The organism is Pseudomonas sp. AC463, from assembly GCF_979253585.1.
Window position 1 is genome coordinate 321,187 of record NZ_CEEDDZ010000002.1, and the last position, 12,710, is coordinate 333,896.

The 12,710-nt window shown below is 61.4% G+C and carries 12 protein-coding genes; 8 read left to right on the forward strand and 4 right to left on the reverse strand.

Annotation, left to right across the window (positions count from 1 at the left end; translation table 11 throughout):
- Window positions 1-134 precede the first annotated feature (134 nt).
- The 5 genes from cysM (at window position 135) to AC0IYH_RS03685 (ending at window position 6,225) form a co-directional block, all read left to right on the forward strand.
- A complete protein-coding gene (gene cysM, locus AC0IYH_RS03665) occupies window positions 135-1,037 on the forward strand; it encodes a cysteine synthase CysM (RefSeq protein WP_124363840.1) in 903 nt (300 codons plus the stop codon).
- Window positions 1,037-2,389: a 23S rRNA (uracil(1939)-C(5))-methyltransferase RlmD gene (rlmD, locus tag AC0IYH_RS03670; RefSeq protein WP_122772338.1), complete on the forward strand. Its 1,353-nt coding sequence runs from the start codon at window positions 1,037-1,039 to the stop codon at window positions 2,387-2,389. Before cysM ends, rlmD begins: the two co-directional genes overlap by 1 nt.
- Window positions 2,390-2,512: 123 nt before the next feature.
- On the forward strand, window positions 2,513-4,756 hold the full coding sequence (gene relA / locus AC0IYH_RS03675) for a GTP diphosphokinase (RefSeq protein ID WP_471832987.1): 2,244 nt from the start codon (window positions 2,513-2,515) through the stop codon (window positions 4,754-4,756).
- Between the two features lie 64 nt (window positions 4,757-4,820).
- The gene (gene mazG / locus AC0IYH_RS03680; protein ID WP_122772337.1) at window positions 4,821-5,654 is read left to right on the forward strand and encodes a nucleoside triphosphate pyrophosphohydrolase; all 834 of its coding nucleotides are present in this window, start codon (window positions 4,821-4,823) and stop codon (window positions 5,652-5,654) included.
- 25 nt (window positions 5,655-5,679) lie between these two features.
- A complete protein-coding gene (locus AC0IYH_RS03685; protein ID WP_101272385.1) occupies window positions 5,680-6,225 on the forward strand; it encodes a DUF2058 domain-containing protein in 546 nt (181 codons plus the stop codon).
- Window positions 6,226-6,319: 94 nt separating this feature from the next.
- On the opposite strand, the gene AC0IYH_RS03690 is transcribed toward AC0IYH_RS03685, so the two are convergent.
- From AC0IYH_RS03690 to purM, 4 genes are all read right to left on the reverse strand, one after another.
- The gene (locus AC0IYH_RS03690) at window positions 6,320-6,508 is read right to left on the reverse strand and encodes a hypothetical protein (RefSeq protein WP_101272384.1); all 189 of its coding nucleotides are present in this window, start codon (window positions 6,506-6,508) and stop codon (window positions 6,320-6,322) included.
- 317 nt (window positions 6,509-6,825) lie between these two features.
- Window positions 6,826-7,539 carry a DUF3108 domain-containing protein gene (locus AC0IYH_RS03695; RefSeq protein WP_122772336.1) on the reverse strand — a complete coding sequence of 238 codons (714 nt, stop codon included), beginning with the start codon at window positions 7,537-7,539 and terminating at the stop codon, window positions 6,826-6,828.
- An 8-nt stretch (window positions 7,540-7,547) separates the two neighbouring features.
- Window positions 7,548-8,198, reverse strand: a complete 651-nt coding sequence (purN, locus tag AC0IYH_RS03700) for a phosphoribosylglycinamide formyltransferase (protein ID WP_471832988.1) — start codon at window positions 8,196-8,198, stop codon at window positions 7,548-7,550.
- Window positions 8,198-9,256: a phosphoribosylformylglycinamidine cyclo-ligase gene (gene purM, locus AC0IYH_RS03705; RefSeq protein WP_122772335.1), complete on the reverse strand. Its 1,059-nt coding sequence runs from the start codon at window positions 9,254-9,256 to the stop codon at window positions 8,198-8,200. Before purM ends, purN begins: the two co-directional genes overlap by 1 nt.
- A gap of 355 nt (window positions 9,257-9,611) precedes the next feature.
- Here purM and AC0IYH_RS03710 point away from each other — a divergent pair, with 355 nt between their 5' ends.
- From AC0IYH_RS03710 to hda, 3 genes are all read left to right on the forward strand, one after another.
- Window positions 9,612-10,652 (forward strand): DUF2066 domain-containing protein, encoded by a 1,041-nt coding sequence (locus AC0IYH_RS03710; protein ID WP_116626147.1) that lies wholly within the window; start codon window positions 9,612-9,614, stop codon window positions 10,650-10,652.
- 68 nt (window positions 10,653-10,720) lie between these two features.
- Entirely contained in the window at window positions 10,721-11,794 is a 1,074-nt protein-coding gene (locus tag AC0IYH_RS03715; RefSeq protein ID WP_101272380.1) for an AI-2E family transporter, read from the forward strand.
- A 195-nt stretch (window positions 11,795-11,989) separates the two neighbouring features.
- Window positions 11,990-12,694 carry a DnaA regulatory inactivator Hda gene (gene hda, locus AC0IYH_RS03720; RefSeq protein WP_471832989.1) on the forward strand — a complete coding sequence of 235 codons (705 nt, stop codon included), beginning with the start codon at window positions 11,990-11,992 and terminating at the stop codon, window positions 12,692-12,694.
- Window positions 12,695-12,710: the final 16 nt, after the last annotated feature.

Sequence of the window (12,710 nt, forward strand, 5' to 3'; positions counted from 1 at the left end):
GGGGGCTTGCCCCCGATGGGGCCCTCACCGTCACCTTATTCCTTTAAGCCATAAGCACCACACTTTGCGTGATATGGCCCGCCGGCCTTTCCCGGTATGATGTTCGCCCCCGCAGTCTGGATTGCGAATACGCCATGACCTTGCAGTACCCAACAATCGCCGATTGCGTCGGCAACACGCCCCTGGTCCGCTTGCAACGCATGGCGGGTGAAACCAGCAATACCCTGTTGCTCAAGCTCGAAGGCAACAACCCGGCCGGCTCGGTCAAGGACCGCCCGGCGCTGTCGATGATCACCCGCGCCGAGTTGCGCGGGCAGATCAAGCCCGGCGACACCCTGATCGAAGCCACCTCGGGTAACACCGGGATCGCCCTGGCCATGGCCGCTGCGATCAAGGGTTACAAGATGGTGCTGATCATGCCCGACAACGGCAGTGCCGAGCGCAAGGCCGCCATGACCGCCTATGGCGCGGAGCTGGTGCTGGTCACCCAGGAAGAGGGCATGGAAGGTGCCCGCGACCTCGCCGAGCGCATGGCCGCCGAAGGCCGTGGCGTGGTGCTGGACCAGTTCGCCAACGGTGATAATCCCGAGGCGCACTACACCAGCACCGGCCCGGAAATCTGGCGTCAGACCCAGGGCACCATCACCCATTTCGTCAGCTCCATGGGCACCACTGGTACCATCATGGGCAACTCGCGCTACCTCAAGGAGCAGAACCCGGCGATCCAGATCGTTGGCTTGCAACCGATGGAAGGCGCGGCCATCCCCGGTATCCGCCGCTGGCCCGAAGAGTACTTGCCGAAGATCTACAACGCGACCCGCGTGGACCGCATCATCGACATGGCCCAGCGCGAAGCCGAAGACACCACGCGCCGCCTGGCCCGTGAAGAAGGCATCTTCTGCGGCGTGTCCTCAGGTGGTGCGGTGGCCGGCATGTTGCGCCTGTCCAGAGAAGTGGAAAACGCGGTGATCGTCGCGATCATCTGTGACCGAGGCGACCGTTACCTGTCGACCGGCATCTTCGACGAACCCAACTGATGGCCAAGCACGAGAGAGGCCTGCGCTTCCAACCGACGGGCGGCAGCCGGGCCCCACAGATTCCCGTGGGCAAGAAACAACGCCTGACCATCGAGCGCCTGGCCAATGACGGCCGGGGCATCGTGTTCTTTGAAGGTCGTACCTGGTTTGTAAACGGTGCGCTCGCCGGCGAAGACGTCGAAGCGCGGGTACTGGGCACCCACGGCAAAGTGGTCGAGGCGCGCACCGAGCGCGTGTTCAAGGCCAGCGAACTGCGCCGCCCGGCACCGTGTGCACACTTCGGCCGCTGCGGCGGTTGCAGCGTGCAACACCTGCCCCATGACGAACAACTCGCCCTGAAACAGCGCATGCTCGCCGAGCAACTGTCCCGCGTGGCCGGTGTCGAACCGCAAGAGTGGGCCGCGCCTTTGAGCGGGCCGGAATTCGGCTACCGACGCCGCGCCCGTGTGGCCGTGCGCTGGGATGCCAAGGCGAAAACACTCGAGGTGGGTTTCCGCGCCGTGGCCAGCCAGGACATCGTCGCCATCGATGATTGCCCGGTGCTGGTACAGGCCTTGCAACCGATCATGCAGCGCTTGCCGAATATGCTGCGCCGCCTGAGCAAGCCTCAGGCGTTGGGGCATGTGGAGTTGTTCAGTGGTTCGTCCATCGCCGTGTTGCTGCGGCATATGGCGCCGTTGTCGGACGCGGACCTGCAGGTGTTGAAAGAATTTTGCGCTTTCCATGAAGCCCAATTGTGGCTGCATGGCGAGGGCCAGCCGCAACCCGTGGAGCCCGACCAGGCGCTCGGTTTTCGATTGGAGGCCTGGGATCTGGAGCTGGCTTACCGGCCGGGGGATTTTGTCCAGGTCAACGCCGGAGTCAACGAGGCGATGGTCTCCCAGGCCCTGGAATGGCTGGCGCCACAGCCCGATGAGCGGGTGCTGGACCTGTTCTGCGGCCTCGGCAACTTTGCCTTGCCGCTGGCCAAACAGGTGCGTGAAGTGGTTGCGGTCGAAGGCGTGCAGACCATGGTCGACCGGGCGGCGCTGAATGCCGTCAGCAACAATTTGCATAATGCGCAGTTTTTTCAGGCCGATTTGTCCCAGCCTTTGACCGACGCAGAATGGGCCAAACAGGGCTTTTCTGCGGTACTCTTGGACCCACCCCGTGATGGTGCCCAAGAGGTTGTGCGCAAGCTCGCCACCCTGGGCGCCAAGCGCCTGGTGTATGTGTCCTGCAACCCGGCGACGCTGGCGCGGGACACGGTTGAGTTGGTCAAGCAAGGCTACCGGCTAAAACGTGCCGGGATCCTCGACATGTTTCCGCAGACTGCGCATGTCGAGGCCATGGCGTTATTTGAAGCGGGCTAGGACGCCCGTTTAATCCGACTGGCCTGCGTTCTCCAAGGCCTATGAACTGCCACGGAGCTCGCAGTAAAAAGGTCGGCGATGATTTTGGCGCATCCAAGGTGCGTCGTAGGGAAGGTAAGCAAGATGGTACAGGTGAGAGCACACCAGCCGATCAACACCGACGGCAGTATCAATCTCGAGGCATGGCTGGATCATGCCATCAGTGTCGACCCGGCACTGGACCGTGAAGCCTTGAAAGCAGCCTGCGAGTTCGCTCGCGAGTCTGAGCAGCAAGACAATGCGGCCAAGAACCTGTGGGCCGAAGGCACTTCAAGCTTTCGTACCGGGTTGGAAATCGCCGAGATCCTTGCCGATCTCAAGCTGGACCAGGATTCGCTGATCGCCGCCGTGCTCTATCGCGGCGTGCGTGAAGGGCATATTCCGTTGGCCACCGTGGGCCAGCGTTTCGGCTCGGTGGTCGCCAAGCTGATCGACGGCGTGCTGCGCATGGCCGCCATCAGTGCCAGCCTCAGCCCGCGCCAGTCCATGGTGCTGGGCACCCAGGGCCAGGTCGAGAACCTGCGCAAGATGCTGGTGGCAATGGTCGACGACGTACGCGTCGCCCTGATCAAGCTGGCCGAACGCACCTGCGCGATCCGTGCGGTGAAAACCGCCGACGACGAGAAACGCAACCGCGTCGCCCGCGAGGTGTTCGACATCTACGCGCCGCTGGCGCACCGCCTGGGCATCGGCCATATCAAATGGGAGCTGGAGGACTTGTCCTTCCGCTACCTCGAGCCCGACCAATACAAACAGATTGCCACGCTGCTGCATGAGCGGCGGCTCGACCGCGAGCGTTTTATCAGCGACGTGATGGGCCAGCTGCGTTCGGAGTTGCAGGCCACCGGCGTCGACGCCGACATCAGCGGCCGGGCCAAGCACATCTATTCGATCTGGCGCAAAATGCAGCGCAAGGGCCTGGCGTTCAGCCAGATCTACGACGTGCGTGCGGTGCGCGTGCTGGTGCCGGAAATGCGCGATTGCTACACCGCGCTGGGCATCGTCCACACCCTGTGGCGGCACATTCCCAAGGAGTTCGACGACTACATCGCCAACCCCAAGGAAAACGGCTACCGCTCGCTGCACACCGCCGTGATCGGCCCCGAGGGCAAGGTGCTGGAAGTGCAGATCCGCACCCACGCCATGCACGAAGAGGCCGAGCTGGGCGTGTGCGCGCACTGGCGCTACAAGGGCACCGACGTCAAGGCCGGGTCCAACCAGTACGAAGAGAAAATCTCCTGGCTGCGCCAAGTGCTGGAATGGCACGAAGAACTCGGCGACATCGGCGGCCTCGCCGAACAGCTGCGCGTGGATATCGAGCCGGACCGCGTCTACATCTTCACTCCCGACGGCCACGCGATCGACCTGCCCAAGGGCGCCACGCCGCTGGATTTTGCCTACCGCGTGCACACCGAGATCGGCCACAACTGCCGTGGCGCGAAGATCAACGGGCGCATCGTGCCGCTCAACTACAGCCTGCAGACCGGTGAACAGGTCGAGATCATCACCAGCAAGCACGGTACGCCAAGCCGCGACTGGCTGAACCCGAACCTGGGCTACATCACCACCTCGCGGGCGCGGGCGAAGATCGTCCACTGGTTCAAATTGCAGGCGCGCGACCAGAACGTCGCCGCCGGCAAGACCTTGCTCGAGCGCGAACTGGGCCGCCTGGGCCTGCCGCAAGTGGACTTCGACAAGTTGGCCGAAAAGGCCAACATGAAGATTGCCGAAGACATGTTCGCCGCCCTCGGTGCCGGCGACCTGCGCCTGGCGCAACTGGTCAACCTGGCCCAGCAACTGGTCGAGCCGGAGCGCGGCAGCGAGCAGCTGGAACTGATCCCACGCAAAGCCATCGGCTACAAGCCTGGCAAGCGCGGCGATATCCAGATCCAGGGCGTCGGCAACCTGATGACACAGATCGCCGGCTGCTGCCAGCCGTTGCCGGGCGACGCCATCGTCGGCTACATCACCCAGGGCCGTGGGGTGAGCATTCACCGCCAGGATTGCGCCTCGGTGCTGCAGCTGGGCGGGCGTGAGCCGGAGCGCATCATCCAGGTCAGCTGGGGCCCGGTGCCGGTGCTCACCTACCCGGTGGACATCATCATCCGCGCCTACGACCGTTCCGGTTTGCTGCGTGACGTGTCGCAAGTGCTGCTCAATGAGCGGATCAACGTGCTGGCGGTCAACACCCGCTCGAACAAAGAGGACAACACCGCGTTGATGTCCCTGACCATCGAGATTCCGGGGCTGGACGCGCTGGGGCGGTTGCTGGGGCGGATTTCCCAGTTGCCGAACATCATTGAAACCCGGCGCAACCGCACCCCATGAGTAGCTGGATGAACACAGTCTGAAATGTGGGAGGGGGTGTTCATACCTGATCGGAAATAGAATTATGTATTCGCTGGAAGACTTGCTGCACCTGATGAACCGCCTGCGGGACCCGCAATACGGCTGCCCGTGGGACATCAAGCAAACCTACGCGACCATCGTGCCGCACACCCTCGAAGAAGCCTACGAAGTCGCCGACGCCATCGAGCGCGGCGACTTCGATCACCTGCAAGGCGAGTTGGGCGACCTGCTGTTCCAGGTGGTGTATTACAGCCAGCTGGCGCGGGAAGAAGGGCGTTTCGAATTCGCCGGGGTGATCGACAGCATCACGCGCAAGCTGATCCGTCGCCATCCGCATGTATTCCCGACCGGTGATCTGTATGCGCCGCTGGATGTTCCGCAACTGAGCGAGGAGCAGGTCAAGGAGCGTTGGGAGCAGATCAAGGCCGAGGAACGTGCAGAAAAATCCGACGCGCCGGAGCAACTTTCCCTGCTCGATGATGTGCCTACTGCGCTGCCGTCTCTGTCGCGTGCCGCCAAGTTGCAAAAGCGCGCCAGCCAGGTCGGTTTCGACTGGCCGTCCGCCTTGCCGGTGGTGGACAACGTGCGCGAAGAGCTCGATGAAGTGCTCGAAGCCATGGCCGACAACGACTCGGTGGCCATCGCCGATGAGGTCGGTGACCTGCTGTTTGCGGCGGTCAACCTGGCCCGACATCTCAAGGTCGACCCGGAAACCGCGCTGCGTGGCGCCAATGCCAAGTTCGAACGACGTTTCCGATTTATCGAACAGGCATTGCGCGATACGCACAAACCCATAGAAGATTGCACCCTCGAAGAGTTGGACGCCCTGTGGGGCGAAGCCAAACGTCAGGAAAAGAACCTGTCCAGCTGCGGTTGAGCAGTTGCCTAAGTGAGTAAGCACCATGAGCATTTCCCTTCGCGACCAGTTGCTCAAAGCAGGGCTGGTCAACCAGAAGCAGGCCAAGCAGGTCGGCAAAGAGAAACAGAAGCAGCAGCGCCTGGTCCACAAGGGCCAGATCGAGGCTGATGACACCCAGGCCCGCCTGGCTGCCGAAGCGCAGGCCGAGAAGGTCAAGCGCGACCAGGAGCTGAACCGCCAACAGCAGGAAAAAGCCGAGGCCAAGGCCCGCACCGCCCAGGTCAAGCAACTGATCGAAACCTCGCGCCTGCCCAAGCTGACCACCGAGGACTACTACAACTTCGTGGATGACAAGAAGGTCAAGCGCCTGTCGGTCAACACCTTGATGCGCAACAAGCTGAGCAACGGCTCCCTGGCGATCGTGCACCACGGTGGCGGTTACGAAGTGATCCCGCGTGAAGCGGCGCTGAAGATCCAGGAGCGCGCCCCGGAGCGCATTGTGCAGCTCAATATCCTCACCGAAAGCCAAGTGCCGGATGAAGATGATCCGTACGCCGCCTACCAGATCCCGGATGATCTGATGTGGTAAAGCCCTAAAACACAAACCCCGCTCAAAAGGCGGGGTTTGTGTTTATAGGCACCCCCGCTGCGTGGGGCGGGGATGCCTACTGGATTTCAGAGTTTCAGGAGCTTTGCGCCTGGCGTTTCATTTCGAGAGTTTCGAGCTCGTTTTTATAATTGTGGGCTTCGTTCTCGTTATGGAACATGCCGACCAGTTGGTCTTGTTGATGTACATCCCAGATGTGTATCCCGTGAGCTACCGCTTCATGGGACATATGTTCGTCGTCGCGCTCAGTTACTTTTACAGTCATCTGCTTGCTCCAATCTCTGGTGGGGTCTGCGGCAAGTCGTCGCAGGTCTTTGTTATATGTTTTGTTAGCTTGCTAAGTAAACCGACTTTTCGCGCAACAAATCATTGCAGGAAACGCAACAGTGCTGGAGGCGGCGTAAACCGCGACATTGCGTCGCAGGGGGCTGAGTTTTATGACAAAAGTTTCATGTTGGTGACAGGCTTTTAAGAGATGTATTGACCCTTCCACTGCCATCGGGGGCAAGCTTCAAAGCAAAATCTGCAGGCAAAAAAAAGCCCCGCATTCAGCGAGGCTCTCTTCTCGGAGGCATCAGCGCATCAGCTACCTTTGACAGCCTTGCCGTCAACGGTACCGTCTTGCAGCATGATGTTGTATTCCTTGCCGTCAGTTTCAACCTGACGCAGGGCAACCAGGATGCCGCCCTGGTCCTTGGCAAACCACATCTGGGTGATGCGCTTGCTTTGTGTCGGGTCGCGCACGCGCTCGACCTTGATCGCGTCGATGGAGCCGACCTTGGTCTGGACCTTTTCCGGGCCGATCACGCGGAAGTCGTAGGTGTCGACATCGGTGCCTTCAACCACGTTGTAGCTCATGCTTTTCTTGCCGGCAGCCACGTCGCGCTGCAGGGCCAACTGGTAGGTCGACTTGTCGAGCATGCCGCTTTGCAGGGGCACGTTGACCGCGTCCTTGTTTTCAAAACCGGTGACTTTCTTGGTCGCCTGGTCGAAGTCCAGGTTGATCTTCTTGGCTTTGCCCAGGCCGCCGCGTTCGAAGGTGTAGCTCTTCGGCTGCAGGGTGTCCTTGTCAAACAGGATCACGCTGGTTTCGGTCAGGCTGGCGATCATCATGGAAGCCTTGAAATTCAAGGTCCAGGAGCCGTTGTCGTTTTTGGTCAGGCTGCGCTCAGCCGAACCACTCATGGGCAACTGTTTCCAGTCGGCGGTGTAGCTGACGGAGAAGGGGTGTAGGTCTGCTGCTTGCACGGCGGGCAAGGCGAACAGCGCAAAAGCGAAGAGCAAGGCGCGACGCATAAAATCTCCTAGGTTCGAATCAAGTGGCCGCTGGCCGCAAGTAACTGACCGTCCAATAATGCACCCTGGTCGCCAAGAATCAACCGCCCCTCGGCAAACCAGCGAACAGCCAGCGGGTAAATCCTGTGTTCCTGGGTATGAACCCGTTGCGCAAGGGTCTGCGCCGAGTCGTCAGACTCTACCGGAACCACTGCCTGTACGACCAGAGGCCCGCCATCGAGTTCCTCGGTGACGAAGTGCACGCTGCAGCCATGCTCCGTGTCGCCGGCCTCGAGGGCACGTTGGTGCGTATGTAACCCTTTGTATTTGGGCAGCAGGGAAGGGTGGATATTCAGCAGGCGACCTTGGTAATGCCGAACGAAGTCAGCGCTGAGAATGCGCATGAAACCGGCGAGAACTACGAGCTTGGGGTTGAAGGTGTCGATCAGGTCGACCAAGGCGCTGTCGAAGGCCTCGCGACCTTCGAAAGCCTTGTGATCCAGCGAGCGGGTTTCGATGCCCGCGTCCCTGGCGCGTTGCAGGCCGTAGGCGTCGCTGCGGTTGGAGATCACCGCAGCGATGCGCACCGGGCTGTCGCCGGTGCGCGTGCTGTCGATCAGGGCCTGCAAGTTACTGCCGGTGCCGGAAAGCAGCACCACGACATCACAGGTCTGGGACATTAATGAGCCTTGAGGTTCTTCAGTTCAACCTGAGCTGCGCCTTCGGCGGCAGTCGCGATCTGACCGATCACCCATGGCTGCTCGCCGGCTTCACGCAGGACGTTCAGCGCGGTTTCAACGTGCTCTTGCGCCACGCAGATCACCATGCCCACGCCGCAGTTCAGCACGCGGTGCATTTCGGTTTCGTTGACGTTGCCTTTCTCTTGCAGCCAATCGAACACGGCAGGGCGAGTCCAGCTGGCCACGTCGACAATCGCCTGGGCGCCTTTTGGCAGGACGCGCGGGATGTTGTCCAGCAGGCCGCCGCCGGTGATGTGGGCCATGGCTTTTACTGCGCCAGTGTCCTTGATCAGCTTGAGCAGTGGCTTGACGTAGATGCGCGTCGGGGCCATCAGCAGGTCGGTCAGCGGCTTGCCGTCGAGCTGGATGTTCTCGATGTCGGCGCCGGACACTTCGATGATCTTGCGGATCAGCGAGTAGCCGTTGGAGTGCGGGCCGGAGGATGGCAGGGCGAGCAGCGCGTCACCGGCGGCAACTTTGGAGCCGTCGATGATCTCGGATTTTTCTACCACACCGACGCAGAAGCCGGCCAGGTCGTAGTCTTCGCCTTCGTACATGCCTGGCATTTCAGCGGTTTCGCCGCCGACCAGGGAGCAACCCGACAGTTCGCAACCCGCGCCAATGCCGGTGACTACCTGGGTAGCGGTCTCGACGTTGAGCTTGCCGGTGGCGTAGTAGTCCAGGAAGAACAACGGCTCGGCGCCGCACACCACTAGGTCGTTGACGCACATGGCAACCAGGTCGATGCCGATGCTGTCGTGCTTGTTCAGGTTCAGCGCCAGGCGCAGCTTGGTGCCCACGCCGTCGGTGCCGGACACCAGCACAGGCTGCTTGTAGCCGGCCGGGATCTCGCAGAGGGCGCCAAAACCGCCCAGGCCGCCCATGACTTCGGGGCGCGCAGTGCGCTTGGCGACGCTCTTGATGCGTTCGACCAATGCTTCACCGGCGTCGATGTCTACACCGGCGTCCTTGTAGCTCAGGGAGGGTTGCTTGCTCATGATCCAGGCCTTTAGGGGGGATTCAGGGGTAACGACCGAGCGGGCAGGCGCTTTTGGTAAAAGGCCCAGCCGTTGACGGTCTGCGAAGGCGCGCGATTTTATCAGGCTTGAGGGGCAGCGGCCATCCTCGGGCCGACGGGCAGGGCCATATAGGTTAAAAAGCCGGTTAAAAAAATGCTAATCGGCTCTGCCGTGGTGCGTATTAAGGTATAGCCTTGAACCGGCTGTCGTTATGACAGCATGAAAACTTACCAGGACCCTGTGAATGTTTTGTCGGTGGCTGTGGTCACAGCCTTGGCAAACCAAGTTCACGCGGTCTGTTCCAGCCGCTAAATTTGTCGTTCGGGAATCTTCCATGCGTCTGTGTAAATTCTTATTTGTGGGCTGCTTGTCGTTGGTCAGCCTGGCGAGTCATGCCGAAACCCTCAATGGCCTCTATCAAGTACTTGAACCCGTCAGCAGCCAATCGCCGCAAGAGCGCGACCAGGCTACCCAGCGTGCCGTGCAGACCCTGGTGATTCGCCTCACCGGCGACGCCAAGGCCGCCGAGGGCCCTGGCCTGGCGGCGATCCGCAAGGACCCGCAGCAAATCATCACTCAATACGGCTACGACGCTGGCCCGCCCGAGAGCCTGCAGGTGGATTTCGACCCGGTCAGCACCGACCGGGCGCTGCGTGACGCGGGCCTGTCGATCTGGGGCAGCAATCGGCCGTCGATCCTCGGCTGGTGGCTGAACGATTCCACCGAAGGCAGCAGCCTGGTGGGCGATGGCCAGACCATCGCGGCAGCCCTGCGCCGCGCGGCACAACACCGTGGCCTGCCGCTGCGCCTGCCGTTGGGCGACCTGGATGAGCAAGTGGTCGCCACTGCACCGAATCTTGAAAGCGCCGACGCCACGCCATTGCGCGCCGCCTCCGAACGCTACGGCGCCGACGCCTTGCTGGCCGTGCATGCGCGCCAGGAGGGCAGCCAGTGGCAGGCCAAGTGGCGCCTGTGGTTGGGCGACAAGAGCGAGCAGGGCACCGCGCAAGGCGCCGACACTGCCGCCGTGGCTGATGCCGTGTTGCTGGCGGTGAGCCAGAAGCTGGCGCCGCGCTTCGCGGTCAAACCGGGGGTGAGCGCCGAGCAGTTGCTGGAAGTGCAGGGCATGACTCTGGAGCGCTATGCCGCCCTCGGGCATCTGCTGGAGCCGTTTGGCGGCCAGCCACAGCTGGTGGATGGCAATCGCATTGTGTATCGCGTCAACGGCAGCGCCGAGCAGCTGCGCACTCAGTTGAGCCTGGCCAAGTTGCAGGAGGTACCTGCCGGTGAAGCGCCTGCCCAGCAACCTGTGGTCGATGGCACGCAACCGGCGGTGGCACCTGAGCCTCAGGCACAGCTGCGGTTTCGTTGGTAAGGCGCAGCAGCGGTTTCGTTGGTAAAAAGTTTCTTTCTATATAGAAGCAATAACAGATGGAGTGGTTTATGGCGGATACGCGTCGTTGGGTGTGGCTTGGCGGGATTGTCCTGCTGTGCGTTTTTGTGTTCTTGCTGCATTCGATCCTGACGCCGTTCCTGGTTGCGTTGTTGCTGGCCTATCTGTTCGATCCCGTGGTGGATCGCCTGGAGAAAGCCGGTCTGTCGCGGACCTTGGGCGTGGTGGCGGTGTTTGCCCTGTTCACGCTGATCATCACCGCGTTGGTGCTGGTGCTGGTGCCGATGCTGGCCAAGCAGCTGTTCCGCCTGTATGAGCTGGCGCCGCAAATGCTCGACTGGTTGCAGCACACGGCGATGCCGTGGGCCCAGGCCAAGTTGGGGTTGGCGGACGGGTTCTGGAAGTTCGACAAGGTCAAGGCGGCCATCAGCGAGCATATGGGCCAGACCACCGATATCGTCGGCGTGGTGCTCAGCCAGGCAACCGCTTCCAGCCTGGCGCTGATCGGTTGGCTGACCAACCTGGTGCTGATCCCGGTGGTAGCGTTCTACTTGCTGCGGGACTGGGACATCATGATGGCCAAGATCCGCAGCCTGCTCCCGCGCAACAACGAAGAGCGCATCGTCTCTCTGGCCGGCGAGTGTCATGAGGTGCTGGGGGCATTCGTGCGCGGCCAACTGCTGGTGATGCTGGCGCTGGGGATCATCTACGCGGCCGGCTTGATGGCTATCGGCCTGGAGCTGGGCCTGTTGATCGGCTTGATCGCCGGCCTGGCAGCTATCGTGCCGTACATGGGCTTTGTGATTGGCATCGGCGCGGCGCTGGTCGCCGGGCTGTTCCAGTTTGGCGGTGACCTGTACCCGATGCTGGGCATCGTTGCGGTATTCATGGTCGGCCAGGCCCTTGAAGGCATGGTGCTGACGCCGTTGCTGGTAGGGGATCGGATTGGCCTGCACCCGGTGGCGGTGATCTTTGCGATCCTGGCGGGCGGTGAGCTGTTCGGCTTTACCGGCATCCTGCTGGCGCTGCCGGTGGCGGCGGTGATCATGGTGCTGGTGCGCCATGTGCACGACCTGTACAAGGATTCGGATGTGTATACCGGGGTCGAAGACCCCGACCTGTAATTGCCGCATCACAAACCCGGCTTCGGCCGGGTTTGTCGTCTGGTGTGTCAAACAATTTGCGCAAAACCACCAAGTTAACGCAAACCTTTGATTTTGCTTGTGGTCTGCTGCATTGTGCGCCCGGCGTCACGGGTATAAACTTTGCAAACTTTACACAGAGGCCACTAACGGTTCGTTTGGAGCCGTTCAGTCAGCATGAAACCGATTCAGCTGCCCTTGGGTGTGCGTCTGCGTGATGACGCCACCTTTATCAACTACTACCCAGGCGCCAATGCCGCAGCACTCGGCTATGTCGAGCGGCTCTGCGAAGCCGACGCCGGGTGGACCGAAAGCCTGATCTATCTGTGGGGCAAGCACGGCGTGGGGCGTACCCACCTGTTGCAGGCGGCGTGCCTGCGTTTCGAGCAGATGGGCGAGCCGGCAGTTTACTTGCCGCTGGCGGAGTTGATGGACCGCGGTATCGGCATCTTCGATCAGCTTGAGCAATACGAACTGGTGTGCCTGGACGATCTGCAAGCCATCGCCGGCAAGGCGGAGTGGGAAGAGGCGCTGTTTCACCTGTTCAACCGCTTGCGTGACAGCGGCCGGCGCTTGCTGATTGCCGCCTCCACCTCGCCGCGTGAATTGCCGATAAAGCTGGCCGACCTCAAGTCGCGCCTGACCCTGGCGCTGATCTTCCAGATGCGCCCCTTGTCCGACGAAGATAAGTTGCGCGCCCTGCAGTTGCGCGCATCGCGTCGCGGCCTGCACCTCACCGATGAAGTCGGGCACTTTATTCTCACGCGCGGCACCCGCAGCATGAGCGCATTGTTCGATTTGCTCGAACAGCTCGATCAGGCTTCCCTGCAAGCGCAAAGAAAATTGACGATCCCTTTCTTGAAAGAGACTTTGGGTTGGTAACCTGTTGAATTTGTAG